Annotated in this window: 26 protein-coding genes, 16 tRNA genes and 2 rRNA genes; 13 read left to right on the top strand and 31 right to left on the bottom strand. The window is 41.4% G+C overall.

The genetic code is table 11. The features are described from left to right. Positions 1-60 precede the first annotated feature (60 nt). A complete protein-coding gene (locus ORD22_RS09145; protein WP_099689605.1) occupies positions 61-246 on the top strand; it encodes a YhzD family protein in 186 nt (61 codons plus the stop codon). 470 nt (positions 247-716) lie between these two features. On the opposite strand, the gene ORD22_RS09140 is transcribed toward ORD22_RS09145, so the two are convergent. After that, a complete protein-coding gene (locus ORD22_RS09140; protein ID WP_317645639.1) occupies positions 717-884 on the bottom strand; it encodes a hypothetical protein in 168 nt (55 codons plus the stop codon). 992 nt (positions 885-1,876) lie between these two features. Here ORD22_RS09140 and ORD22_RS09135 point away from each other — a divergent pair. Further along, positions 1,877-2,005, top strand: coding sequence for a hypothetical protein (locus tag ORD22_RS09135; RefSeq protein WP_317645638.1), 129 nt, complete (start codon positions 1,877-1,879; stop codon positions 2,003-2,005). A gap of 630 nt (positions 2,006-2,635) precedes the next feature. Then, entirely contained in the window at positions 2,636-3,040 is a 405-nt protein-coding gene (gene mgsA / locus ORD22_RS09130; RefSeq protein ID WP_317645637.1) for a methylglyoxal synthase, read from the top strand. Between the two features lie 57 nt (positions 3,041-3,097). Here mgsA and ORD22_RS09125 read toward each other — a convergent pair whose 3' ends face one another. The 4 genes from ORD22_RS09125 to ORD22_RS09110 form a co-directional block, all read right to left on the bottom strand. Then, entirely contained in the window at positions 3,098-3,877 is a 780-nt protein-coding gene (locus tag ORD22_RS09125; protein WP_317645636.1) for an enoyl-CoA hydratase, read from the bottom strand. Between the two features lie 242 nt (positions 3,878-4,119). Beyond that, a complete protein-coding gene (locus ORD22_RS09120; protein ID WP_317645635.1) occupies positions 4,120-5,625 on the bottom strand; it encodes a coproporphyrinogen III oxidase in 1,506 nt (501 codons plus the stop codon). Positions 5,626-5,688: 63 nt separating this feature from the next. Beyond that, positions 5,689-6,039, bottom strand: coding sequence for a YlbF/YmcA family competence regulator (locus ORD22_RS09115; protein ID WP_317645634.1), 351 nt, complete (start codon positions 6,037-6,039; stop codon positions 5,689-5,691). 19 nt (positions 6,040-6,058) lie between these two features. Beyond that, positions 6,059-7,192, bottom strand: coding sequence for a DUF445 domain-containing protein (locus tag ORD22_RS09110; RefSeq protein ID WP_317645715.1), 1,134 nt, complete (start codon positions 7,190-7,192; stop codon positions 6,059-6,061). 189 nt (positions 7,193-7,381) lie between these two features. Here ORD22_RS09110 and ORD22_RS09105 point away from each other — a divergent pair, with 189 nt between their 5' ends. Next, on the top strand, positions 7,382-8,161 hold the full coding sequence (locus ORD22_RS09105) for a helical backbone metal receptor (protein WP_317645633.1): 780 nt from the start codon (positions 7,382-7,384) through the stop codon (positions 8,159-8,161). 1 nt (position 8,162) lies between these two features. Here the strand turns inward: ORD22_RS09105 and ORD22_RS09100 are convergent, their stop codons facing one another. Further along, complete coding sequence (locus ORD22_RS09100; RefSeq protein WP_317645632.1) at positions 8,163-8,552, bottom strand: ferritin-like domain-containing protein; 390 nt, start codon at positions 8,550-8,552, stop codon at positions 8,163-8,165. 86 nt (positions 8,553-8,638) lie between these two features. On the opposite strand from ORD22_RS09100, the gene ORD22_RS09095 reads away from it, so the two are divergent. From ORD22_RS09095 to ORD22_RS09070, 6 genes are all read left to right on the top strand, one after another. Continuing rightward, the gene (locus tag ORD22_RS09095; RefSeq protein WP_317645631.1) at positions 8,639-8,842 is read left to right on the top strand and encodes a YheE family protein; all 204 of its coding nucleotides are present in this window, start codon (positions 8,639-8,641) and stop codon (positions 8,840-8,842) included. A 44-nt stretch (positions 8,843-8,886) separates the two neighbouring features. Next, positions 8,887-9,039: a hypothetical protein gene (locus ORD22_RS09090; protein WP_317645630.1), complete on the top strand. Its 153-nt coding sequence runs from the start codon at positions 8,887-8,889 to the stop codon at positions 9,037-9,039. A gap of 329 nt (positions 9,040-9,368) precedes the next feature. Beyond that, positions 9,369-10,706: a hemolysin family protein gene (locus tag ORD22_RS09085; protein ID WP_317645629.1), complete on the top strand. Its 1,338-nt coding sequence runs from the start codon at positions 9,369-9,371 to the stop codon at positions 10,704-10,706. 62 nt (positions 10,707-10,768) lie between these two features. Next, positions 10,769-11,188: a disulfide oxidoreductase gene (locus ORD22_RS09080; RefSeq protein ID WP_317645627.1), complete on the top strand. Its 420-nt coding sequence runs from the start codon at positions 10,769-10,771 to the stop codon at positions 11,186-11,188. Positions 11,189-11,194: 6 nt separating this feature from the next. Next, entirely contained in the window at positions 11,195-11,668 is a 474-nt protein-coding gene (locus tag ORD22_RS09075) for a thioredoxin family protein (RefSeq protein ID WP_317645626.1), read from the top strand. A gap of 13 nt (positions 11,669-11,681) precedes the next feature. Beyond that, entirely contained in the window at positions 11,682-12,524 is an 843-nt protein-coding gene (locus ORD22_RS09070; RefSeq protein ID WP_317645625.1) for an RluA family pseudouridine synthase, read from the top strand. Positions 12,525-12,564: 40 nt separating this feature from the next. Here the strand turns inward: ORD22_RS09070 and ORD22_RS09065 are convergent, their stop codons facing one another. The 4 genes from ORD22_RS09065 to queG all read right to left on the bottom strand — a co-directional run bounded on the left by ORD22_RS09065 (position 12,565) and on the right by queG (position 16,551). Continuing rightward, entirely contained in the window at positions 12,565-13,503 is a 939-nt protein-coding gene (locus ORD22_RS09065) for a methyl-accepting chemotaxis protein (RefSeq protein WP_317645624.1), read from the bottom strand. Positions 13,504-13,530: 27 nt separating this feature from the next. Next, positions 13,531-14,355 carry an aldo/keto reductase gene (locus ORD22_RS09060; RefSeq protein ID WP_317645623.1) on the bottom strand — a complete coding sequence of 275 codons (825 nt, stop codon included), beginning with the start codon at positions 14,353-14,355 and terminating at the stop codon, positions 13,531-13,533. Between the two features lie 568 nt (positions 14,356-14,923). After that, positions 14,924-15,400, bottom strand: coding sequence for a tRNA (uridine(34)/cytosine(34)/5-carboxymethylaminomethyluridine(34)-2'-O)-methyltransferase TrmL (trmL, locus tag ORD22_RS09055; protein ID WP_317645622.1), 477 nt, complete (start codon positions 15,398-15,400; stop codon positions 14,924-14,926). A 17-nt stretch (positions 15,401-15,417) separates the two neighbouring features. Continuing rightward, positions 15,418-16,551: a tRNA epoxyqueuosine(34) reductase QueG gene (gene queG, locus ORD22_RS09050; RefSeq protein ID WP_317645714.1), complete on the bottom strand. Its 1,134-nt coding sequence runs from the start codon at positions 16,549-16,551 to the stop codon at positions 15,418-15,420. Between the two features lie 55 nt (positions 16,552-16,606). Between queG and ORD22_RS09045 the strand changes: the two genes are divergently transcribed. The 3 genes from ORD22_RS09045 (at position 16,607) to ORD22_RS09035 (ending at position 19,525) form a co-directional block, all read left to right on the top strand. Beyond that, positions 16,607-17,314, top strand: coding sequence for a B3/B4 domain-containing protein (locus ORD22_RS09045; protein ID WP_317645621.1), 708 nt, complete (start codon positions 16,607-16,609; stop codon positions 17,312-17,314). Then, positions 17,311-17,823 carry a hypothetical protein gene (locus ORD22_RS09040; protein WP_317645620.1) on the top strand — a complete coding sequence of 171 codons (513 nt, stop codon included), beginning with the start codon at positions 17,311-17,313 and terminating at the stop codon, positions 17,821-17,823. Before ORD22_RS09045 ends, ORD22_RS09040 begins: the two co-directional genes overlap by 4 nt. Positions 17,824-18,274: 451 nt before the next feature. Next, positions 18,275-19,525, top strand: a complete 1,251-nt coding sequence (locus tag ORD22_RS09035; RefSeq protein WP_317645619.1) for an amidohydrolase family protein — start codon at positions 18,275-18,277, stop codon at positions 19,523-19,525. Positions 19,526-19,722: 197 nt separating this feature from the next. Here the strand turns inward: ORD22_RS09035 and arsC are convergent, their stop codons facing one another. The 21 genes from arsC to ORD22_RS08930 all read right to left on the bottom strand — a co-directional run. Continuing rightward, positions 19,723-20,142, bottom strand: coding sequence for an arsenate reductase (thioredoxin) (arsC, locus tag ORD22_RS09030; protein WP_317645618.1), 420 nt, complete (start codon positions 20,140-20,142; stop codon positions 19,723-19,725). Positions 20,143-20,166: 24 nt separating this feature from the next. Beyond that, positions 20,167-21,465, bottom strand: a complete 1,299-nt coding sequence (locus ORD22_RS09025) for an arsenic transporter (protein ID WP_317645617.1) — start codon at positions 21,463-21,465, stop codon at positions 20,167-20,169. Positions 21,466-21,480: 15 nt separating this feature from the next. Then, on the bottom strand, positions 21,481-21,828 hold the full coding sequence (locus tag ORD22_RS09020) for an ArsR/SmtB family transcription factor (RefSeq protein ID WP_317645616.1): 348 nt from the start codon (positions 21,826-21,828) through the stop codon (positions 21,481-21,483). A gap of 349 nt (positions 21,829-22,177) precedes the next feature. Then, a tRNA-Leu gene (locus ORD22_RS09015) sits at positions 22,178-22,258 on the bottom strand. An 18-nt stretch (positions 22,259-22,276) separates the two neighbouring features. Beyond that, positions 22,277-22,350: transfer RNA gene (locus ORD22_RS09010), tRNA-Cys, on the bottom strand. Between the two features lie 7 nt (positions 22,351-22,357). After that, a tRNA-Gly gene (locus tag ORD22_RS09005) sits at positions 22,358-22,432 on the bottom strand. An 8-nt stretch (positions 22,433-22,440) separates the two neighbouring features. Continuing rightward, positions 22,441-22,512, bottom strand: a tRNA-Gln gene (locus ORD22_RS09000). A gap of 4 nt (positions 22,513-22,516) precedes the next feature. After that, positions 22,517-22,592, bottom strand: a tRNA-His gene (locus tag ORD22_RS08995). A 44-nt stretch (positions 22,593-22,636) separates the two neighbouring features. Then, a tRNA-His gene (locus ORD22_RS08990) sits at positions 22,637-22,712 on the bottom strand. 18 nt (positions 22,713-22,730) lie between these two features. Next, positions 22,731-22,801 (bottom strand) — tRNA-Trp (locus ORD22_RS08985). Positions 22,802-22,804: 3 nt separating this feature from the next. Beyond that, positions 22,805-22,889 (bottom strand) — tRNA-Tyr (locus ORD22_RS08980). Positions 22,890-22,897: 8 nt separating this feature from the next. After that, positions 22,898-22,970: transfer RNA gene (locus tag ORD22_RS08975), tRNA-Thr, on the bottom strand. Between the two features lie 19 nt (positions 22,971-22,989). Next, a tRNA-Phe gene (locus tag ORD22_RS08970) sits at positions 22,990-23,065 on the bottom strand. A 64-nt stretch (positions 23,066-23,129) separates the two neighbouring features. Beyond that, positions 23,130-23,205, bottom strand: a tRNA-Asp gene (locus tag ORD22_RS08965). A gap of 1 nt (position 23,206) precedes the next feature. After that, positions 23,207-23,281: transfer RNA gene (locus tag ORD22_RS08960), tRNA-Met, on the bottom strand. A gap of 18 nt (positions 23,282-23,299) precedes the next feature. Beyond that, positions 23,300-23,375: transfer RNA gene (locus tag ORD22_RS08955), tRNA-Val, on the bottom strand. A gap of 27 nt (positions 23,376-23,402) precedes the next feature. Continuing rightward, positions 23,403-23,477: transfer RNA gene (locus ORD22_RS08950), tRNA-Glu, on the bottom strand. Between the two features lie 22 nt (positions 23,478-23,499). Then, positions 23,500-23,591 (bottom strand) — tRNA-Ser (locus ORD22_RS08945). A 7-nt stretch (positions 23,592-23,598) separates the two neighbouring features. Next, positions 23,599-23,673: transfer RNA gene (locus tag ORD22_RS08940), tRNA-Asn, on the bottom strand. Between the two features lie 47 nt (positions 23,674-23,720). After that, positions 23,721-23,836, bottom strand: a 5S ribosomal RNA gene (gene rrf / locus ORD22_RS08935). Positions 23,837-23,961: 125 nt separating this feature from the next. Then, positions 23,962-24,083: ribosomal RNA gene (locus tag ORD22_RS08930) — 23S ribosomal RNA — on the bottom strand; the annotation flags it as partial.

The raw sequence follows: 24,083 nt of genomic DNA, 5'->3' as shown, positions 1-24,083 counted from the left end.
ATCACTGTTAATTTCACTGAATTTATAGTATACTTGCCGAAAGTTCATGGAGGCGATTGAATGAAAACTTACAAATTGACTGCGTATGAGAAAAATGGTTCGCTAATTACGGAAGAGACGTTCACAGCAGAGACTGATGACGCAGCGAAAGAGCAAGGACTTCAACTGCTTACTGAGAAAGATTTATTGGAGCGTACACACCGACTCGCTTCTCCGTTAGGCAAGCTATTGTTATTCCATTCATAAACGAGAGACTGTTCCCCACCATTGGTGAGGCAGTCTTTTTTTGTGCGGTTAATGCGTGTAGGCTTTTGAATGTTATGTAGGTTAGCTTTCTGTCAAACACCCATTTTGTGTTGGGTCGTTGCTCGAGTTTTTAACGTTACTGAAGTTAGTAATGGTCAGCTCTCTATTACCACTTCGGCACGTGGGGGATTGCCTCCCACAAAGAGCCAACTAGCAAAGGACGCTAGCTGTCTCTTTGCTTCGGCCGACCCCGCAGTTGTGCCTTCGCTGGTGAGTACAGTGTAGTTTTAGTTGGCTTTGGTACATCGTAAAATCCACTTTTAGACTTCAAGTAATATGCTACTTGCTTTTCCACACTAAACGAAGGCGCCTTACAAGCGGTAGGCGGAGCGATAAGACAGAGAGGCGTCCTTCCTTTCTGGCTTATTGCGGGAGCCATCCGCCAGCGCCGCAGTGGGTTCAGTGACGAATTACTTCACTATATACAGAAGCGTATTGAAGTGTCCAGAGCTTACTAAATCCCTTACTAACTTTTCCAATGCCGAAGTTAGTGAAGATCGGCTTTCTATCACCGCTTCGGCACGTGGGGGATTGCCTCCCGCCATGAGCCAACAAGCAAAATGCGCTAGTTGTCTCATGGCTTCGGCCGACCCCGCAGTTGTGCCTTCGCTGGTGAGTACAGTGTAGTTTTAGTTGGCTTTGGCACTTACCGAATTAAACCTTTCAACTTCAATGTACTATGCTATTTATTTTCCTAACTGAACGTAGGCGTCTTACAAGCGGTAGGCGGAGCGATGAGACAGAGAGGCGATCTTCCTTTCTGGCTCATCGCGGGAGCCATCCGCCAGCGCCGCAGTGGGTTCAGTGACGAATTACTTCACTACATACAAAAACGGATAGATGTGGCTTGAACTTACTACTAGTTTGTAATGTGTCGTAGCGCGACTTTTTTACGGTACTAAAGTTAGTAAAGGTTGGTTTCCTATCACCGCTTAGGCACGTGGGGGATTGCCTCCCACAAAGAGCCAACTAGCAAAGGGCGCTAGCTGTCTCTTTGTTTCGGCTGACCCCGCAGTTGTGCCTTCGCTAGTGAGTACAGAGTAGTTTTGTAGTCTTTGGAACTTAACGAATTTCACTTTTTGACTTCAATGTACTAGGCTAACTAATATTACACAAAAAACGAAGGCGCCTTACAAGCGGCAGGCGGAGCGATGAGACAGAGAGGCGCACTTCCTTTCTGGCTCATTGCGGGAGCCATCCGCCAGCGCCGAAGTGGGTTCAATGACGAATCACTTCACTACATATAGAAGCGGATTGATGTGTCTGGAACTTACTACTAGTTTGTAATGTGTCGTAGCTCGACTTTTTTATGTTACTGAAGTTAGTAAAGGTCGGCTTACTAACACCGCTTCGGCACGTGGGGGATTGCCTCCCACAAAGAGCCAACTAGCAAAGGGCGCTAGCTGTCTCTTTGTTTCGGCCGACCCCGCAGTTGTGCCTACGCTAGTATGTACAGTATAGTTTTAGTGGGCTTTGGTACTATATAAAAATTCACTATTAGACTTCAACGTACTATGCCACTTATTTATCTTCACAAAACGCAGGCGCCTTACAAGCGGTAGGCGGAGCGATGAGACAGAGAGGCGATCTTCCTTTCTGGCTCATCGCGGGAGCCATCCGCAAGCGCCGAAGTGGGTTCAGTGACGAATTACATTTCTACATACAGAAGCGGATTGATGTGTCTGGGACTAACTACTAGTTTGTAATGTGTCGTTGCTCGACTTTTTTATGTTACTGAAGTGAGTAAAGGTCGACTTACTAACACCGCTGCGGCACGTGGGGGATTGCCTCCCACAAAGAGCCAACTAGCAAAGGGCGCTAGCTGTCTCTTTGTTTCGGCCGACCCCGCAGTTGTGCCTTCGCTATCGAGTACAGTGTAGTTTTAGCAGTCTTTGATACATAGGGAAATTCGCACTTAGACTTCAACGTACTATGCTGATTGCTTTTCCTCACCAAACGAAGGCGCCTTACAAGCGGTAGGCGGAGCAATAAGACGGATAGGTGCCCTTCCTTTCTGGCTTATTGCGGGAGCCATCCGACAGCGCCGAAGTGGGTTCAATGACGAATTACTTCACTACATATAAAAGTGTATTGATATCACTAGAACTTAATGAATCGCTTACCAACTTCAAATCTCTATTCAACTTACATCTCCTCACTTTTTCAGGCAGTAAGGTCATAGCTTTCCTACAAGCTAAAAAACAAAAAGTTAGAAGATCTCCCTCCTATCTAGCAGAGTTCTTGAATTTGTCAGACAGAAAAGGAAGATTTTTTACGCACTTTGTGATACGCTATGTTCGTCAAGATATCGTAAAAGGAAGTGACTCGTGTGAACATAGCTTTAATTGCGCATGATGAAAAAAAAGCAGAATTAGTGAATTTCACAATTGCTTACGAACAAATTTTTGCCAAGCATACTCTTTACGCTACGGGTACAACTGGTCAGCGAATCATGGAGGAGACTGATCTATCCATTACACGGCTCATGTCTGGACCACTTGGCGGCGACCAACAAATTGGTGCAATGATCGCTACCGAAAAGTTAGATTTAGTTTTATTCTTTCGTGATCCATTAACAGCTCAACCACATGAACCTGATGTTAGTGCCTTACTTCGCTTATGCGATGTCTACGGCATTCCACTTGCAACCAACTTAGCTTCAGCTGAACTATTGCTTCGTGCAATTGAAAAAGGCTATTTCTCATGGAGAGAAACAGCCGCCAAATACCAATAATCTATTGTCCACACAGGCAAAACACATAGTATAGACGCGCTAATCACGCGTCTATTTTTATTGTCCTGTAAAACTAGGTCTTCTCTTTTCTACGAATGCTTGAACCCCTTCTTGGTGGTCCGCTGTTTTGCGCATCGCCATCTGGGCCTCACTCTCAAGCTCTACTACTCTTTGTAATTCTTCCACACCAGCGGCATGTAAAATCTTTTTGGAGGCCGCCATCGAAGCTGTAGGAGCATTCAAGATAAGTTGTGCTCGTTGTTGTGCAGTATTCCAAGCCTCCCCATCCGCTACCACTTGATCAATTAGTCCGATCTGCATCGCACGTTTGCCATCTAGTACTTCACCCGACCAAATCAGTTGTTTCGCTCTTGACGCGCCCACCCTTTCCTTCAAGAAGAAGTGACCGCCACCGTCAGGGACTAAACCGATTCCTATGAAGTTCATCGCAATCTTACTCGATTCTTCCGCAATGACAACATCACAAGCAATCGCGATACTACAACCAAGACCTGCCGCTGCACCATGTACAGAAGCAATCGTAATTTGTGGCATGCTATACATAGCTAAAGCTAGTCTCGATAAATCGACCATCATATCTTCTATCTTCATCGGTCCATTCGGATCCAGCATTACTTTCACATTCCCACCAGCAGAAAATGCACGACCTGCCCCACGGAACAACACGACGTGAATGGTTGAATTATTTTTTAGATCATCGACAATTTCCGCTAATTCTTTCATCATCACATCATCCATAGCATTCATCAAATCTGGCTGATTAAATGTTACTGTCGCTAGTCTACCATCAATTGATACTTCAATCTGTTTAGTCAAATTAACTCCCCCTCCAAGTGAATGGTTGTTCATTCATAATAGTATACAAGACAATGAGAGCGCTTGCATACTTATTTACAAAATAGGTAAATAAACTGCAATTGGTAGCCGACACCGTTACTCTACGTTTCAGAAGGATACTCGATGGGCCGACTTTCGCTACTCTTTTTAGTCCACACTCTTCACTTTCTTTCAACTATAGTATACAATCCCCGACCAGTTACACATGGTGGGGATTGTTATTATTTTATCGACTCAGTCGAATGAAATACTTCATCCAAATAAGCAATTTTACGATCAATAGATTCTTCAAAACCTAGAATATAGGCTGCAGGTTCTTTTGGATTATGAAATTGCGTCAGTTTACCTGTCGCTGGATCCATGAATTTACTAGATGCGCCACAACCCAATCCAATAATCGTCTGCGCTTCTTCCATGATTAAAATATTATATAGGCTCTCTTCGCCTGGCTTTGCATAACCAACATTCTCAAGGTTTCCTAAAATATTTTTTTGGCGGTATAAATAATATGGAATATAGCCGTTAGCTTTCGACCATTCTTCACCACGCGTCATCATTTGGCTGACTGTTTTTCGATCCGCCACTTGATATTTATCTTTATTGCGTGTCATTTCAGATGCTCTCTTGAACGATAACGTATGGATCGTCAACGATTCGGGTTGCATCTTCTCCGTTTCTGCTAATGAATGCTCAAATTCAGCAAGCCCTTCATTCGGCAAACCGATGATCAAATCCATATTAATATTGCGCATCCCTTGCTCGCGGGACAGCCAATACTTATCAATCGTCTCCTGCACACTATGATGGCGGCCGATTGCTTTCAACGTTTCGTCTGTATACGATTGCGGATTGACACTAATTCGATCAATTCCCCACTTTTTCAGAACTTCAAGTTTCGGTACCGTAATCGTATCAGGACGTCCAGCTTCAACAGTCACTTCACGCACATGCTCCATATAAGGGAATGAATCGACCATCGCTTGATACAATGCGTCCATTTCATCCGCTTCAATCGACGTTGGCGTACCGCCACCGAAATAAATCGTCGTAATGCGGATATCATGTTCTTTTAGCCAACTACCAATGGCCCGCATTTCTTCATGCAAACCATCGAGGAAGCTTTCCACTCGACCATTTTTCCGATGAATCGCATACGCAGGAAACGTACAATACGCACATTTTGTCGGACAAAACGGAATCCCGATATAAATACTCACTTCTTGTTTTAATGTATACAAATCCGGCAACGCATTCAGTTGTATACCAGCAATTTGTGCAATCAATTCGCTCTTACGTACCGATACCCGGTGACGCTGCTGAAGTAATCGCTTTGCTTCATTCACTGAAAAACCGTCTTGCCGATACATATGATAAAGCTTCGTCGGGCGAATTCCTGTTAAGATTCCCCATTCTTGCTCCATACCTGTCGCTTGTTCAAGTACTTCAAGCAACACATGAGAATACATTCTCTTGCGTTGGCGAATAATTTCTCTTGCTTCAGTAGCTAATATTTCTTCCGTAAATTGCGCCTCATACTGTTTACCAAGCCAACGCAATTCCGCTGTTACAGACGGTGATTCCGTATCTTCCGTAAAACGAATATCAATCGTTTCATCATCTACTAGTTCAGAAACAATTTTAGATTGCTCAAAAAACAAATTTGCTAAGTGCGTGAACATCCGAACCCAATCTTGTGGAAACTGTTGATTTACGTATAGTTGCTGCATCTTTCTCTCCTACTCCCCATCTGTTGAAAAAAACCGGCCAAGGCCGGTTTCCAATTACTAGTGTTAGTTGAAACTTTCATACAAGTCTTGAACAGGCTTCAATACTACACGATTTACTTCCTCGATCAATTCGCTAAGTTTCATCTCAGCAGTTAACATCGCCATAATTGTTGGATTCTCTTGTGCAAGTTGTGCTGTTTTCTGTGCATGTTCTAGCTCTTCGCCTGCAATTTCTTCGCCAGCCATTTGCTTTTGCTGTAAATTCATTTGGATTTCACGGAAGCTCTCAAATAAAACGCGTGCTTCTTCATCCGCCTTCACTTCTGCCATCGCTGTTTTTACTGCCTGGTACTGGTCTGTCTTACGCAATGTTGACTCTAATTTGTTCATATCATCATAAATATTTATTGTCATGTGTTATTTCCCCCTAAAGTTAAGTTAAAGTAATTGCTATGATCCCTTGCACGATTCCGATCACACCGCCAAGTAGTGCACCAAGAACTGTAATCATCTTAAACTCTCTACGTGAAATTCCTAGCACTAAATCTTCCAATACAGCCACCGGGAACGTATCTACCTGTTCTTTCACTAGTTCATCGAGTTTTAGTTTTCTCAATGACTCATCAAGTTTCGACTCTGCTTGCTCAAATAAAAACCCAACCACTTTCGGCGTAACATGTACTGCCGTCCAATCGGATCCTTGTGGCCAGTAATGGGCAAGGCTATGATCTAGTCTTTCTCTAAGAGCCAATTGATCCAGTGCATACTTTCTCACGGAACTAAAAACCGTTTCCCAATCAAATCCAGCAGTTAGTTGTTCCATTGATTGTTGCTGAATGTTTTGCCATTCTTTCCGGATTAGCTTATCGAGCAAATCCGTTGTTCCAGGCGCATTGACAAACCGAATTGCTTCTCGTTGAACTTTCCCAACAAGTGAGTCTGATTCACCGAAAAACATATTGATCATACCGCCAAACGTTCCTTTCGTTTGAAGAAAATCATCGATTAACTTCTGAAACGTCTGTCTACCTTCTTCGGAATCGATGAATTGCTCTGCACGACTTAAGATAAAACTAGTAGCAAGAGGGATTCTTTCTTCCACTTGCTGTTGCCAACGCAATGGCATAACATCACTCACTGTACCCGTCGTCACTTTTGATTTCATATCGTACATTTGTCGATCAATCAATGTGAGTAATCTCTCTTCCACTTGTTCCGGAAGTTGTGTAGCACCTGCGATTCCGAGCCAGTCATGCAATGTCTTGTCCGATTGTAGGACGTATTTGTCCATTTTCCCCTGAATAAATGTCTCCACACGCTTTTCCATTGCTGGAGTTAGCATCTTTTTGCGAAACAAATCCGGTGTCAGCAAATAATTTGTCACGGTTTTGCCGAGTTGTCTCGCTAGCTCATTTCGCCGTTTCGGTATCAAACCGGGGGTAAACGGTAAGCGGGTATTTCCAATATATTTTGCTTCATGAGGTCTAAAAAGCATTTTAATCGCCAAGTGATTCGTCACTCCACCGATTAACGCACCTATCACCGCCATGAACAAAATGGTTAGCACTATATTCAATCGCTTCACCTTATTTCACTTGGTCTTCGTTCCAATTATAACAAAAACCAGCTGAATGAAAAGGAATTCGAGGCGAGGATTTTTGACTTTACAATTAACCGGCATTCAGGTACGTTTCGAGTAGAGCTTATAGAATACTCTGATATCCAGTTTTAAAAAATTAAGGAGGTTATCCTATCATTGAAGAAAGAACTTACAGACCATTTAGGACGTACCGTCATCTATGATTTTCCACCTAAACGAATCATTTGTTTATGCCCAGGCATTACAGAAACTTTATTTGCCATCGGACTTGAAAACGAAATTGTCGGCAGAACACGTTATTGCATTTATCCGGAAGCCGCAAAAAAAGTTCCGGCCGTTGCTGGAACGAAAGATTTGCAACTGGATAAAATCCACGCAGTCAAACCTGATTTAATCATTATGGAAAAAGAAGAAAATACAGAAGAAATGGTCGAAACGCTTGCTGCTCATTACCCAGTCTATGTAGCAGAAGTCCAGACCATTGACGATGCGTACCGGATGATTACAGATATGGGGCACTTAACAGACCGTCAGAAAGAAGCAGATGCACTAACTGCAAATATTAAACAAGCATTTGCAGATTTACCTGCGCTCCCTGCTGCTCGCGTGGCGTATGTCATTTGGAAAAAGCCTTATATGGTCGCTGGAAAAGACACATATATTAACACGCTACTGCAAACTATCGGCTTTATCACACCGTTTGCCGACGGTTCCGATCGCTACCCTGCGTTAACGGAAGAGCAATTTAAAGAAGCTAAGCTAGATATCGTATTCCTATCGTCAGAACCTTATCCATTTAAAGAAAAGCAACAACAACAATTCCAAGAGATGCTACCAGATTCGACAATACGACTTATTGATGGGGAAATGTTTTGGTATGGGGCGCGCATGTTACAAGGCGCACGCTACTTGAAAACCTATGATTTCGGTTTTTAATTCAGGTCCCATTAAATATCGTCGACATTCGAATTGCGTGCTCCATCTCATCATGTAACGCAATAAATATAGGATCATACCCTTGATCAAACGGCACAGTTAACAGCATTTCCTTATACTGCTCAACTGTTTCTAACTCATCAACTAACGCATTTTTCGCACTCTCTTTCAAGTTTGTGCATGGCGCCAGTTTTTTAGGGTTTGGCACATAACTTCCTGTCATCATATAATAAAGCTGTTGGAACATTTCATAATGACTTTTTTCATCTTCATACGCATGCCGAATGAATTCCTGCCATAACGGATCATTCGTCAGCTGGTACATCGACTTATAATAAAAATAAGATTTGTACTCGTCTTCAATCGCATTTTTTAGTTGAGCAACAAACACGCACTCATCCTTTCACTGTCTTTTGGTCAGTTTATGAAATCGGTACAACTTATATCACTACATACTACAAAAAAGGAGCGAACACCATGCTACAACATTTCAGTTACAAAAAAATGTTCACAGATTCCGACTTGCCAGGTTGGACCGTTTCTTTTTATTATCAAAATAAGCGCTACACAGCTGACTACCACAAAGACGGCTCGATTCAATGGACAAGCACCACACCAACAGACGAAACAAACGTACAACAAATGATCCATGACCTCATGACTTTCCATGTCTATGAATGATTATTCCCCTAATAGACCATCCTTATAATAGAGGAGGTGCTGTTATGGGTAAAGAACAATCAAAAGGCAAACAGCAACTAGAAAAACAACGCATGCAAGTACAGAACCAAAAGACCGAAAACGTCTTCGAAGACAAGAGCCGCATCCCAAATGAACAAAATGCCTTTAAAGAAACACAACCACGATACGGTGAATGAGGAAGACCGATAACATTTCGGTGTAAGTCGTCACCTTGCATTTTTCTTCACTAGTGTTTTCATTTTTAGTTAGTAAGGTGATTTCGAGCTTTGGATTTAGTTTTTTCTTTTGAATTGTATAAAACCTGATAGAACCTCCTACATCGGAGGTTCTTTTTCTCTAAATCGAAAATTCCCGACAAACCTTTATTCATTTTTTTATACTCTATAAGCAATTGGAATTGTATTTTCTTCGTAAATAAATTATTATAAAAGATAACTAACTTTACATTACAGGAGGTGTATGCTTTGTTCTTTTCCCTCATTCGGGTTAAGCACAAAGCCATTATTTGGACATTGCCATACGATTGGCAGCATTTGCTGCCTTGATCGCACTCACCGCTTTTTTTGTCGCGTGTGAATTTGCAATCGTGAAAGTCCGGTCATCGCGTCTAGACCAACTGATTTCTGAAGGTAATCAGCGCGCTGTTCTTTCAAAAAAAATTGCCGATAATTTAGATGAATACTTATCTGCCTGCCAGCTCGGAATCACAATCTCCGCGCTTGGACTAGGTATGCTAGGAGAACCAACCGTACGATTAATGTTGGCTCCTGTCTTTGATTATCTAGCTCTGGATGCAAACGTGGAAACGATTCTTTCTTTCACCGTTGCTTTGGCGATTGTTACTTATCTCCATGTAGTTGTCGGAGAGCTTGCTCCGAAGACTATCGCGTTACATAAAGCAGAAGATTTATCACTTTCACTCGCGGTACCTTTAAATCTATTTTACCGTTTGATGTATCCTATTATTAAAGGTATGAACATATCGGCACGTCTTGTCACGCGATTGCTCGGCTTCAAATCAATTTCCGAATTAGAAGTAGCACACACAGAAGAAGAATTACGAATTATTTTATCTGATAGTTTACGTAGTGGAGAAATTAATCAGGCAGAATATAAATACGTCAACCGGATCTTTGAGTTTGATGATCGGGTGGCAAAAGAAATTATGTTGCCTCGTACGGAAATGATGACTGTGGACAAAGAAATGACTTTATCCGATGTGTTTGAAATGATGGACGTGGAGCAATATACACGCTATCCCATTACCGACGGCGATAAGGACCATGTTATCGGACTTGTGAATATGAAGAATTTATTAACCGCATATATCAAAGATCCAACAAACGGTAGCAAATCTGTGCTCGACTACATGCAACCCATTATCCTTGTAATTGAAACGATTCCGATAGGCGACTTACTATTGAAAATCCAGAGAGAACGTATCCATATGGCTGTTCTGTTAGATGAATATGGCGGAACTTCTGGCCTCGTGACGATTGAAGATATTTTAGAAGAAATCGTCGGAGAAATTCGTGACGAATTCGACTTGGATGAATTACCTGAACTGCAAAAAATAGGTGCAGACCATTATATATTAGACGCAAAAATGCTCATCGAAAATGTCAATGAAGCGCTTGCTATTGAAATTTTAGAAGAGGATATCGATACAATAGGTGGTTGGTTTATGGACCAACGCTTTGAAGCAGTTCAAGGAGAAAAAATTATTGAACAAGGCTATGAGTTTACTGTCAGCGAAGTAGACGGACATCATATTCTCTACTTAGAAGTCAAAAAGCAACCTACTCTTCTACAATCTGAGGAAGATGCTAATCTGTCACATTGAAGCTTTCCCTCTTAAGTGGGGAGAGCTTTTATCATGCTAAGCTAAGAGTGGGGAGATAATCTATGAAAAAAAAACAAGAAAACGAGCTTCTTTTCATCTGGACAGTTGCACTAACCGCCACACTCGGCTCACTTTATTATTCAGAAATTAAAGGCTACATACCGTGCACACTGTGCTGGTATCAACGAATTTTCATGTATCCTATCGTATTGATTGGACTCATTGCATTGATTCAAAAAAACACTAAAATTGCGTTGACAACTGCTGTATTTTCACTCATCGGTGGCGGTATTTCACTTTATCATTACGGCATACAAAAACTACCCGCTCTACAGGAAAGTGCGCCTGCATGTGGCGGCGTTTCGTGTACAGGCCAATATGTTAATTATTTTGGCTTTGTTACGATTCCTTTACTCGCTTTCGTAGCGTTTGCTTTCATTTTCATCGCAAGTCTCGTACTGTTAAAAGACACAAAGGAGTGACATACATTGAAAAAGCTATTAACTATTGGTGGAATTATTGTCGTAATCTTTATTTTGATCGTCGTCCTCAACAATAAATCCAATGAAACAAAATTGGCCGACAATCCGTATGGTACGGAAAATTTAAAGCAATCTACTATTGACCTGCTCGGAAACGAGAACTATAAAAATATCGCTACACCAGAAGAAATTTTCAAGAAAATCGAAAGTGGCGATCCAACGACGGTGTATTACTTCAGTCCTGAATGTCAATATTGTATGGAAATGACACCGCGTCTCATGCCGATTGCCGAACAACGTGATGTACATATTTATCAATATAATATGCTCGAATTCCAAAGTAAGTTGAAAGATGAATATGACGTGACAGGCTGGCCTGCTTTGGTTCACTACAAAGACGGTAAAGAGCAAGGTCGAATCGTCGGTGCACATCCAAATGATCAGATCGAAGCGTTTTTCGATGAATTCGAAAGCGAATGAGGAGAATAACTACATGACAAGTTTTCATTACACAACGAGCAAAGCGGGAGTAACTGTTGAACAGCTTCTAAGAGAACAATGGCAAGGCGGTAAAAAAACCGTTCACCAAATGCGTATGGATAAGAACGTTACGGGAGCAGACGGTCAACCGATTGAATGGAAAGAACCTTTACCAGAAGGCACGGTACTAACATTCCGTTTTTCTGATGCGCAGTCTTCTTACAGACCTGAAACCTTAACAAAATTACGTGTCATTTGGGAAGATGAGCATTTACTTGCGGTCTACAAACCAGCAGGCGTATCCGTTCATCCAGAACATTCACCAGGTACCGGCACATTAATGAATGAAGTAATGGGCTATATAGTGGCAAATGGTGGAACTTACGCTGAGCACGTTCATCGTCTCGATCAACATACCGCTGGACTTCTAGTAATCGCTAAACATCCTATCGCTAAAACAATGTTAGATCGAATGTTTGAACAAAATCGAATCGACCGTTTCTATACGGCTGAACTAGAAGGCAGATTACTAAAACCACGTGGCACGATTAATATGCCGATTGGAAAAGATCGTTATCATGCGACAAGACGTAGAGTGTCCCCTTCAGGTCAATCAGCAGTCACACATTTTAAAGTGCTAGAACGCTTATCGAATTCTACGTTGGTTGAAGCACAACTTGAGACAGGCCGTACCCATCAACTTCGTGTACACTTCTCTCACTTAGGACATCCAGTCGTTGGAGATCAGCTATATGGCAGTGAAACTATCGCTAGAGGCCCTTATAAATTAGTTGCTTCTAAAATAGCGTTTGAACATCCAATTACAGGTGCGTCTATCGTGTTGGAAGCTGAATAAAAAAATCCGTAACAGAGTACATCACTCCGTTACGGATTTTTTAGTTCTCTAGTAGCTGTTTAATACCATTTTCAAGTCGCTTGTCTACTTCTTTTGCGTCTTCTATATGTTCCACAATCAATTCATGTGCAGAGGAAAATAACAAATTAGCTTTTTCTAATTCATTTTGCATTTGAGCAGATAATTCATTTTGCTCGGCAATCATTTTTTCAATAGATGTAATGTCAATTTGACTTCCTTGAACAGTTTCTAAAATATGGTCGATTTTTGACGCGGTCCGCAAACTTACCGCCACACCCTCTTCTATCAATTTAGAACTTTTCTTTGTCGCTTCTAACGCTTCGAGGATTTCTTCTTTTAATGAATTCGTTAACGTTTGAATATCCTTTGTGCTACTGGAAGTGCTCTCCGCCAGCTTCCGAACTTCTTGAGCTACTACAGAGAAGCCTTTACCATATTCACCTGCGCGAGCCGCCTCAATAGAAGCGTTGAGAGCAAGCAAATTCGTTTGCGCAGCAATATTCTCGATTACACCTACAATAGATTGAATTCCCACAGATCTCTCACTCAATCGCATCATGCTTTCTTCAGACAAATCCATATGCTTTCCTAAATCATTCATAACTTGTGCGGTTAAACGGACATCGCCAGCTCCATTTTCCGCTTCTTTGACCATATATAATGATTTTTCTTTCAATGATTCTCCGTTATATTGCAGTTCATTGGATGCACTCGTGTTACGCTCACTTAAATTTTGAATAATATTAAAGCTCTTTTCTATCTCAGAAACCGCTTCCCCTAAAACATTATGTTGTGCATTCACTTTTTCATGCTGTAAAACTGCGGCAGACAGTTGAGTTTCCACTTGTTTATAACGATGTTTCTGCTGTGTTAGTAAGTCATCTTGAATAGAGTCACGTGTACATTCATTTTCCAATACACGATCTTTTGTCTCTACTTTACGTCGAAATAGTGCCATTTCCCCTCCACCTTTCCAATAAATTAATCAATATGTATCGGGATTGGTTCCCGTACGTTCATCGCGATTCATCGCATCAATCATAGCCATTTCACTCGCAGATAGTTGGAAATCTGCTACTTCACTATTTTCTTTCACTCGTGTAATTGTAGAAGACTTTGGAATCACGATCAGGTGATGTTGAATATGCCAGCGCACGATGACTTGCATGATTGTTTTATTATGTACATTTGCAATCGCCAACAATGTAGGATCCTCTAATAATTTCCCTCTGGCTAATGGACTCCAAGACGTCACAGCGATTTGATGCTCTCTGCAAAATTGTCTTAAAGGCTCTTGTGTTAACAAGGGTTGTATTTCTACTTGATTCACCATTGGACGAATATTCGCCACCGCAAATAGCTCCATCAAATGAGATTCATGATGATTAGAAACCCCCGTCGCACGTATTAACTTCTCATCATACAACCGCTCAATGGCACGATACGTATCCGTATAACTTCCACTAACCGGCCAATGCGTCAAATATAAATCCAAATAATTCATATCTAGTGCTGTCAGTGAACGCTCAAATGCACGAAGTGTTTCGTCATACCCTTGCTCATCATTCCAGACCTTTGAAGTAATAAACAAATCCTCACGCGCAACACCTGAATTACGTATCGCCTCTCCCACTTCTTTTTCATTTCCGTAAATAGAAGCTGTATCAATGGCACGGTAGCCTAATGAAATCGCTTTCTCCACTACTTGAATCGTTTCCTCTGATTCTGTCATTTTATATGTTCCTAAACCAAACTGCGGCATCCGTACACCGTTGCTTAACGGAATCATATGTTCAAAAACTGTCGACATGAAACTCCTCCTCCAAATACTCTTATAGTAATTGTACATTATTTTCCTAGCAAATCTAATACTTTTTCAATAGAGCAGGTTGATTTCTATCTGATGATCGAACAAATTCCAAAAACTTTAAACATAGAATTACAGCGGCTATCGGATTATTCATCACATTTCTTGATTTCCTGAATTACTTGTCATTTTACGATGCCTCTCACTTCTAGTATTGCGACAGGCATTGCGCTAGGCTTATTGCTGAAGATAACAAAAGGACAAGGAAGCTAAGTACCCATAATTTTATATCTTTTGTTTGCCTATCAACTATTATTCTTGCCACATTAACATTTGTTAATAACCTGTCACAAAGTATATCGAAGAACATTTCATTTCTTCCGCTTTTACGGTATACTGTGTGAAGGACTACTGATTTTACAGGAGGTACAAACAATGAGATTAATTCTAATCATGGCTGTTTGTGTAGCGTTCTTCACTGCAATTTTCACTGGTGGATACGAAGACAAACCAGGTCAAGCGAAAAAATAAGTACAGAAAAAGGGACAGGCTCTATGCCGGTCCCTTTTTATTATGTTAAATGAGCAAACTTTTGCTGTCTCAATGCTTCATAGATTAAAATCGCTGCGGTATTAGATAGGTTAAGCGAACGAATATGTTCATCATTCATCGGAATTCGTAGACATGTTTCTTTGTACTTAGCGGTAATTTCCTTAGGCAAGCCTGTCGTTTCTTTACCAAAGACAAAGAAAATATCTTGATCTGTATCCGAATAATCAAATGAATCATAGCTCGTCTCTCCGAACTTTGTGATAAAATAAAATTTGCCTTCTGGATAACTATCTAAAAACTCTTGAATTCCATCATGATACGTAATCTGTACATGTTCCCAATAATCCAATCCAGCCCGCTTCAACATCTTATCTTCGGTTGAGAAACCTAACGGCCGTATTAAATGAAGTGCCGTATCAGTCCCCGCGCAAGTACGCGCAATATTTCCTGTATTGGCTGGAATTTGTGGTTCAAATAAAGCTACATGAATTGTCATTTCTTTACTACCTTCTCTCAGTTATTAAGGTGCTCTATCGCACGTTCTATCTCAGTGGATACAGTTACGTCTTGGTCAACTGCAGAACCTTCCACCAGTCCTTCTACAGCTTCAGTAGTTCCAATCTGTCCAAGTGCCCAAGCGGCTGTCCCTCTCATCATAGGCCGCGGATCTTCTTTTAAGATTCTCGTCAATTCGGGAATTGCTGATTCCTCTTTAAAATGCGCCAACGCAATAAGCGCATTTCGTTGAATAGGATTTTTCCCGCGCCATGAACCCGACATATGCCCATACTGCTCTTTAAACTGACGATTCGATAACGACAGCAACGACAGTAAAAGAGGCTTCACACGTTCAGGTTCCGGTGTAAAGGCTAGTTGGTGCGTATGATTTACACCTTTATTTTTCGGACATACCGTTTGACAAGTGTCGCAGCCGTATATTCGATTACCAATCTTATGTCTGAACTCTTCCGGTATCGGCTGTTTCGTCTGTGTCAAAAATGCAATACAACGTTGGGCATTTAGTTGTCCTGGTTGTACTAGCGCACCTGTAGGACACACATCAAGACACAGTGTACAATCTAAACACTGATCTTCCATCGGTTCATCTGGCGCAAATGGCAAATTCGTAATCATCTCCCCAAGGTAGACGTACGATCCGAACTCTGGCGTAATGATTGAGCAATTTTTAGCTGACCACCCAATCCCTGCACGTTCAGCAACTGCCCGGTCTACTAGCTCACCTGTATCCACCATCGAACGAAGCCTGGCATCAGGTACTTTAGTCAGAATGAATAACTCCAACTGCGCAAGTTTATCTCGCAACACGGTATGATAATCTTCACCCCATGAAGCCCTACAAAACATGCCCCGACGTTCTCCTTTTTTCCCTCGTGGACTATCCGTCATTTTCGATGGATACGCCACCGCAATCGAAATGATACTTTCGGCTTGATCCAGCAATAAAAGAGGTTCCGTTCGTTTTTCTACGTCTGATTCTTCAAAACCAGATTGATAATTCAGTTGCTGTTGTTGCTTCAAACGATCTTTCAGTTTCATAAACGGGGCTGCTGTCGTAAAACCTATTTTGTCTATTCCAATGGACGTAGCAAACGCTCGCACTTCATCTTGCAGCTGAGCGACATTCACCATCCCCCGCCTCCTTTATGATAAGATGGAGTAAAATTACAAATAGGTGATTCTAATGCAACTTACTATCCAACCTTCTATATTTGCAAAAATTCCCGACTTTAAATTAGGTATACTTTATTATAACAAAACAACAGTCTCTGCATCACCCCAGATGCTAAAAGGGCGTCTTCAATTATTTCAGGAGCAACTGTATTTTGAACTTCTAGACAAAGACCTTACAGATTTCCCTGGACTAACAGAATGGCAATCTGTCGTTCAATCTCTCGGTGCAGACCCCCTTACTTCTCCATCCACTCTAGAGACACGGATGCAAGAAATCAAGGAACATATTTATACACCTTCTTTTCATAGTGCCGAAGATTTAAACACATTCTTCTCACTACAATATGAACTTCCTTCAGTTGTGTATGATCTAGATAAGGTCGTAGGCAACATTGAACTTACAGTAGGAACTACTGAGGATGGCTATATGGGCTTGAACAATAAATTCAACACCTTCCACAATCTCTTACTACTCAGCGATGATTACAGCCCATTTGGCAGTCCTCACGTAGATTCTATGCGCACAGCTGTTACAGAAGAAAGTGAAAACGTGCTACAAATTCTGTTTATTCATCCTTCATTAGATAATAATGCCGCTGCCCAATTAACAGAGTCGTGTGGTAAAATGTTCACAAGCATCAATGGTGGAGATTATCGATCAACTGTCCTTCATGCACAAAAAACTTCCTGCATTATAGAAAAAGAGGTGGAACAGTGAATATTACATTAGCAGAAGGTATCAAACTAAAGAGTATTCTTTCCAAACAAATTCGTGAACTAGAAGCAGAAGCACATCGCGTTGCTTTTGCCACTATTGAAAAAGGTACGGTACCTCCAAAACTTGCTAGAACGTTACAGGATGTAGAAGTTGAAATGGAACGAGTTAGAGTGGATCAGCGTAGACTGGATTTACTAATTTATGTAGCAAATAGTACGCATACTGTGGATTTCGAAGGACAGCAGCTTGCGCTAGTTGAGGCAATCGAACTTGCAATTCAATTACGGGCGAAAGCAGAATTTTATAAGCAACTATCTTCATCCCCTAAAGAAGAAATGCAATTCGGCTATTCAGAAACGCCCCCCCTTTATCGTATAGCTTTATTTGATCCGGAGGACTATCGCCAAAAAGCGCAACAAGCGGAAAAAGCGGCCCATCAACTATCTAATCGTATCAACACAAAAAACTATACAGTCGTATTAGATTTTGATGGATCTGCATATTTTTAAACCTCAGAAAGGTGAGACTCCTTTCTGAGGTAGGATGAGAAACACGAACTTACAATTTGAACAAACCAATTACTCGTTACCTTTCACACATTGACCAATGACCACTAACCATCCATGGCTATGGCAATGTCCCTTACGAGCAATATCCTTTGTTGTTTCTCTTCTGCAGCACGCTGCCTATCCATTTGATAGGTAGCGTGTTTCTTTTTGCTCGTATAACAGAAAACTGGCTGAGACAATACTCGATCAAATGAAAATCAATCGTCTACCAAGAAAGTACCTAATGTACTTTACTCACTGTCAAGAATCCCTAACTTTATCAGTAATTATTATGCCTGATTTTTTAATTATCGCCTCTTGTAATTTTAGAGTAATAATTATTATTTGTATTTTATTACTGTTATAGTAGGTAGTGTATTAGTTTAGAATGAGTAAAGGAGTCATGTATTTCATGAAAAAATTTATCAATGCAACTATATATGGGGCCCCAGAATACCATGAATTTTTAGTGGATAACGGTCAGTTTATTGCAGTTGGTAATGATTTAAACAATGCCGATGAAGTGATTGATTTAAAAGGCTGTTTGGTGTTGCCACCTTATGTTGATCCTCATTTACACTTAGACTATATCTTTTCAGGTTTAGGTGAAGGTAATGCGAATGTTTCAGGTACATTATTCGAAGGTATACAGCGTTGGAGCGATAATAAGAAATCATTGACTGAAGAAATGGTACGTGAACGTGCGATTAAAGGGATTCAAAAAGAATTGAGTAAAGGGGTTCAATTTATTCGTACACATGTAGATATTACTGATCCCAAGTTAACAGGGATGAAAGCTTTAATTAAACTACGTGAAGAATTGAAAGATATCGTTACATTACAAATTGTAGCATTCCCTCAAGAAGGATTCTTTAGATACAAAGGTGCAGAACGTTTAATGGAAGATGCACTTAAAATGGGCGCTGACGTAGCAGGTGGAATCCCTCACTTTGAAATTTCATATGAACAAGGTGTTGAATCATTAAAAAGGATTGTCAACATGGCAATACAATATAACGTGATGATTGATATTCACTGTGATGAAAACGATGATCCAAATAGTCGATTTTTGGAAGTATTAAATGCGCTTGTTATGGAAAAAAACTATGGTGAATTTACAACTGCAAGTCATACATGTAGCTTCGGTTCAGTAGATAACAGTTATGCAAATAAAATGTTAGGTTTATTTAAGGAGTCAAAAATCAACTTTATCTCTTGTCCAACTGAAAATGCACACTTACAAGGACGTGGCGACAGCTATCCTAAACGCCGTGGCTTAACACGAGTAAAAGAGTTATTGAATAACGGAAATAACGTCGCGTTTGCCCAAGATTCAATTGCGGATTACTGGTATCCACTAGGCAATGGGAATATGATGAATATTTTAGACAATGGGATCCATCTAGCACATTACACACATATAGATGAAATCAATAAAGCATTCAACTTAATCACTTACCATGGGGCAAATATTATGAGAGTTAACGATGAGTATGGTATTGAAGTCGGAAAACCAGCTAACTTTATCGTTTTAGATGCACAAGATCCTTATGAGGCCATTCGCGAGCGTGCAGAGGTACTTGTATCCATGAGGAATGGTAAATATCTATTTAGACGTGAACCACGAAAAAATGAAATAGAAATAGATTTCTTAAAACAATAAGTTGATCCCTAATCAATCCTAAAATGCTTATTCTCCTCGACACGTCTGTTGAGGAGTTTTTTTGTATTCTTATATAATTTGCGTTCTAGAATTAGTCGTATAAGATGATATAGCGAGGACATTTCATTGATAACTGACATACTATCCTTCTTTTTCCTTAATGGATAGCCGTGATAGGAACTCACGGCCAATTTTTCTTATTCCCCTGTTTTAGCGAAGTGTTCAATCCTTGCCCCAATTTCATCGCGTACACGTTGGAAGAACTTCCATTTTTCTTCATCTGTTCCTTCTGCTTTTGCAGGGTCATCAAATCCCCAATGTTCACGTTTAATATGAACTGGTGTAACCGGACACTTATCAGCAGCATCCCCGCAAAGAGTAACAATAAAGTCTGCATTATGTAAGATTTCTGGATCAATCATATCCGAAGTTTGATTCGAAATATCGACGCCCGCCTCCTTCATCGCCTTAACAGCACTTGGATTGACACCGTGTGCTTCAATTCCAGCACTGAAAACTTGCCATTCTTCACCAAGATACCTTTTCCCCCAACCTTCAGCCATTTGACTACGGCATGAGTTACCTGTACATAAGAAATAGAGTGTTTTTTTCGACATAATGAAAATCCCCTTTTTCATGATTTATTGTATGAATGACAGCCATACATACAATCCAATTAGTGTAATCAGAAGTGTAGGAACCGTGAGGATAATTCCAATTTTAAAATAGCTACCCCAAGAGATCTTCACACCTTTTTGAGATAAAACATGCAGCCATAATAAAGTAGCTAAAGAGCCGATTGGCGTTATTTTTGGTCCTAAATCCGATCCGATAATATTTGCATAAATCAAAGCCTCACGAATAGGACCTGTCGTAGTCGTTTCGGCTATTGCTAACGCGTTAATCATGACCGTAGGCATATTATTCATAAGTGATGACAATATCGCGGCAATAAAGCCCATTGAAATCGTTGCAACAAAGAGTCCTTGATTGGCCGCCAACTGAATGACATCGCCCAATACACTGGTTAGACCAACATTTCGCAATCCGTAGACGACAACGTACATCCCAACAGAGAAGAATACGATGGCCCAAGGCGCACCTTTAAGTACTTGCTTCGTGTGAACAGCTGAACTTCGTTGCGCCATAGCTATAAAGAATATCGCTGTAAGCCCAGCAATAATAGATACTGGCAATCCCGTAAGTCCACTAGAGAAATACCCTATAAGTAACACACTTAAGATCACCCAGGCTAGTCGGAACAACTTAATATCTTTGATTGCATCCTTAGGCTCTTTTAAATCCGATACGTCATAGTCTTTAGGTATACTTTTACGGAAGAATAACAGCAACACTAAAATACTCGCTACTAATGCAAATACATTCGGTACAATCATTCGAGATGCATATTCAACAAAGCCGATACCGAAAAAGTCTGCCGAAACAATATTCACTAAGTTACTTACGACCAATGGTAATGAAGTCGTGTCAGCTATAAAACCGCTGGCTATAATAAATGGGAAAATCATCTTTTCATTGAAATTCAAATTTCGAACCATTGCTAAAACAATTGGCGTAAGTATTAGAGCGGCCCCATCGTTTGCGAACAAAGCAGCAACAACTGCACCTAGAAGGCTGACGTAAACAAACATGCGAATACCGCTACCTTTAGCTAATCTGGCCATATGAAGGGCAGACCACTCGAAGAATCCGATCTCATCTAAGATTAATGAAATGATTATGATAGCGATGAATGCGAGCGTAGCATTCCATACAATTCCCGTAACATCTATAACGTCCTGAAAATTTACTACCCCTACTACTAAAGCAACTATTGCACCTATACAAGCAGACCATCCAATTGATAAGTTTTTAGGCTGCCATATGACAAATATAAGTGTGATTATGAAAATCAATGATGCGGCAATAACTGAAACCAACGTACTTTCTCCTCCTTATTGACAACAAACTCGAAGCCCTTGTTCTTCCAGTTCTACAATTGATTCATTCTGTTCTGGTAGATGTTCAAGGATGCTTTGAATAAACGGGTAATTTTCATGATTTTCATTAATCGAGAAGAAAATCCATTGCCCTCTCCGTTCTTCCTTAACTAACTCAATATCTCTAAGCTTACGTAAGTGCTGGCTAATCGCCGGCTGACTCATTTTGAAAATCTCAACAAATTCACATACACAACATTCATGTGACTTGAGTAACTTCATCATCGTTAAACGCGTCGGATCTCCAAGCAATTTTAATAGTTGTGATGCCCGTTGCAGATCAATCGTTACGGTTGTATTCATCTATCATCCCTCCTCCCTATAAAAGTATATAACTATATACTTATATATACAAGTGCGTATACCATTTTTAATGAATTCTACTTCTCCAATATCGAAGAGCTATCTAGCGCCAATAATTGATTACTAGTAAATTCACATTCCTGATTACAACGAATGTGATATTTTGGTATCCTACAAGCCCTATAACGCTTGCATATCAAATGGCATAATTGAAGTATAGTAGACATTTGAGGTGCTTATACAACCTAACATTAATGATGACGTGCTTTTTTGCAATTTGTACGGAGCCTCCAACAAATAGTATAGAACACAAAAAAAGAACACAGCGTATGCTATGTTCTTTTGGTGATACCCGAGGCCGGACTTGAACCGGCACGCCTCGCGGCATCGCATTTTGAGTGCGACGTGTCTGCCATTCCACCACTCGGGCATGTTAAATTATAAAATTTGGAGGCGGCAACCGGAATCGAACCGGTGGTAAGGGTGTTGCAGACCCGTGCCTTACCGCTTGGCTATGCCGCCAACATAGTGGAGCGGAAGACGGGATTCGAACCCGCGACCCCGACCTTGGCAAGGTCGTATTCTACCACTGAACTACTTCCGCAAAACTGACTGGGGTAGCTGGATTCGAACCAACGAATGACGGAGTCAAAGTCCGTTGCCTTACCGCTTGGCTATACCCCACTAATGGGGCGGATGAGGGGAATTGAACCCCCGAGTGTCGGAATCACAATCCGATGCGTTAACCACTTCGCCACATCCGCCATCATATTATGACTTACAGCTTTGTAATGTATTGTTTAGAGCATGGGGCGGGTGAGGGGAATTGAACCCCCGAATGTCGGAATCACAATCCGATGCGTTAACCACTTCGCCACACCCGCCACAGTGTTATTTAAATACAGGGGCAGTAGGAATCGAACCCACACCAAAGGTTTTGGAGACCTCTATTCTACCGTTGAACTATGCCCCTAAATGGTGGTGGGGGACGGATTCGAACCGCCGAACCCGGAGGGAGCGGATTTACAGTCCGCCGCGTTTAGCCACTTCGCTACCCCACCAGTAAGGATGCCGGCGAAAGGACTTGAACCCTCAACCTACTGATTACAAGTCAGTTGCTCTACCAATTGAGCTACACCGGCATAAAAGTTTAAAATTAAATGGTGGCTCAGGACGGAATCGAACCGCCGACACAAGGATTTTCAGTCCTTTGCTCTACCGACTGAGCTACTGAGCCACATTTGCTATGTTAAAGTGTTCGACTTAAAACAAAGCTATGTAAAAATGGCGCTATGTAAAAATGGCGGTCCCGACGGGAATCGAACCCGCGATCTCCTGCGTGACAGGCAGGCATGTTAACCGCTACACCACGGGACCTTGGTTGCGGGGGCAGGATTTGAACCTACGACCTTTGGGTTATGAGCCCAACGAGCTACCACTGCTCCACCCCGCGATAATACTATAAACTAAATGGTGGAGGATGACGGGCTCGAACCGCCGACCCCCTGCTTGTAAGGCAGGTGCTCTCCCAGCTGAGCTAATCCTCCTGGGTAAAAATAATACTGTGTAATAAATGGTGACCCCTACGGGATTCGAACCCGTGATACCGCCGTGAAAGGGCGGTGTCTTAACCGCTTGACCAAGGGGCCATATAAGTAAGAGATGTGAATCTGGCGGAGAGCAAGGGATTCGAACCCTTGAGGCAGCGCAAACCGCCTACACGATTTCCAATCGTGCTCCTTCGGCCACTCGGACAGCTCTCCAATAAAATGGCTCCGCAGGTAAGACTCGAACTTACGACCGATCGGTTAACAGCCGATTGCTCTACCACTGAGCTACTGCGGAATAATATTAATTGGTACGTGGCACAAAGTATGTTGCTTGTAGTTACAGATCAGCGACGTCTTACTCTCACAGGGGGAACCCCCCAACTACCATCAGCGCTGAAGAGCTTAACTTCCGTGTTCGGTATGGGAACGGGTGTGACCTCTTCGCTATCGTCACTGAACTGTTTTTAAAGCCATGATTATTATACCAAACTGAGTAGCAATGTCAACCCTAAAAAAAGAATTTAATTGTTCACTCAAAACTGAATAAAAGACATTGAGTAGTTCAAGTAACTACTTTTTAGAATAGGTTAAGTCCTCGATCGATTAGTATCTGTCAGCTCCATACGTCGCCGTACTTCCACCCCAGACCTATCCACCTCATCTTCTTTGAGGGATCTTACTTACTTGCGTAATGGGAAATCTCAT

Source organism: Sporosarcina sp. GW1-11, from assembly GCF_033088395.1.
GTDB lineage: Bacteria > Bacillota > Bacilli > Bacillales_A > Planococcaceae > Sporosarcina.
This window is presented reverse-complemented; position numbering and strand designations above follow the sequence as displayed.

What these genes read in the sequence shown, in the direction of transcription:
- ORD22_RS09145 (WP_099689605.1), top strand. Translation starts at nt 61, where the DNA reads ATGAAAACTTACAAATTGACTGCGTATGAGAAAAATGGTTCGCTAATT.
- ORD22_RS09140 (WP_317645639.1), bottom strand. Translation starts at nt 884, where the DNA reads ATGAGACAACTAGCGCATTTTGCTTGTTGGCTCATGGCGGGAGGCAAT.
- ORD22_RS09135 (WP_317645638.1), top strand. Translation starts at nt 1,877, where the DNA reads ATGAGACAGAGAGGCGATCTTCCTTTCTGGCTCATCGCGGGAGCCATC.
- ORD22_RS09120 (WP_317645635.1), bottom strand. Translation starts at nt 5,625, where the DNA reads ATGCAGCAACTATACGTAAATCAACAGTTTCCACAAGATTGGGTTCGG.
- ORD22_RS09115 (WP_317645634.1), bottom strand. Translation starts at nt 6,039, where the DNA reads ATGACAATAAATATTTATGATGATATGAACAAATTAGAGTCAACATTG.
- ORD22_RS09095 (WP_317645631.1), top strand. Translation starts at nt 8,639, where the DNA reads ATGCTACAACATTTCAGTTACAAAAAAATGTTCACAGATTCCGACTTG.
- ORD22_RS09090 (WP_317645630.1), top strand. Translation starts at nt 8,887, where the DNA reads ATGGGTAAAGAACAATCAAAAGGCAAACAGCAACTAGAAAAACAACGC.
- ORD22_RS09080 (WP_317645627.1), top strand. Translation starts at nt 10,769, where the DNA reads ATGAAAAAAAAACAAGAAAACGAGCTTCTTTTCATCTGGACAGTTGCA.
- ORD22_RS09070 (WP_317645625.1), top strand. Translation starts at nt 11,682, where the DNA reads ATGACAAGTTTTCATTACACAACGAGCAAAGCGGGAGTAACTGTTGAA.
- ORD22_RS09065 (WP_317645624.1), bottom strand. Translation starts at nt 13,503, where the DNA reads ATGGCACTATTTCGACGTAAAGTAGAGACAAAAGATCGTGTATTGGAA.
- ORD22_RS09060 (WP_317645623.1), bottom strand. Translation starts at nt 14,355, where the DNA reads ATGTCGACAGTTTTTGAACATATGATTCCGTTAAGCAACGGTGTACGG.
- trmL (WP_317645622.1), bottom strand. Translation starts at nt 15,400, where the DNA reads ATGACAATTCATGTAGCTTTATTTGAACCACAAATTCCAGCCAATACA.
- ORD22_RS09045 (WP_317645621.1), top strand. Translation starts at nt 16,607, where the DNA reads ATGCAACTTACTATCCAACCTTCTATATTTGCAAAAATTCCCGACTTT.
- ORD22_RS09035 (WP_317645619.1), top strand. Translation starts at nt 18,275, where the DNA reads ATGAAAAAATTTATCAATGCAACTATATATGGGGCCCCAGAATACCAT.
- arsC (WP_317645618.1), bottom strand. Translation starts at nt 20,142, where the DNA reads ATGTCGAAAAAAACACTCTATTTCTTATGTACAGGTAACTCATGCCGT.
- ORD22_RS09020 (WP_317645616.1), bottom strand. Translation starts at nt 21,828, where the DNA reads ATGAATACAACCGTAACGATTGATCTGCAACGGGCATCACAACTATTA.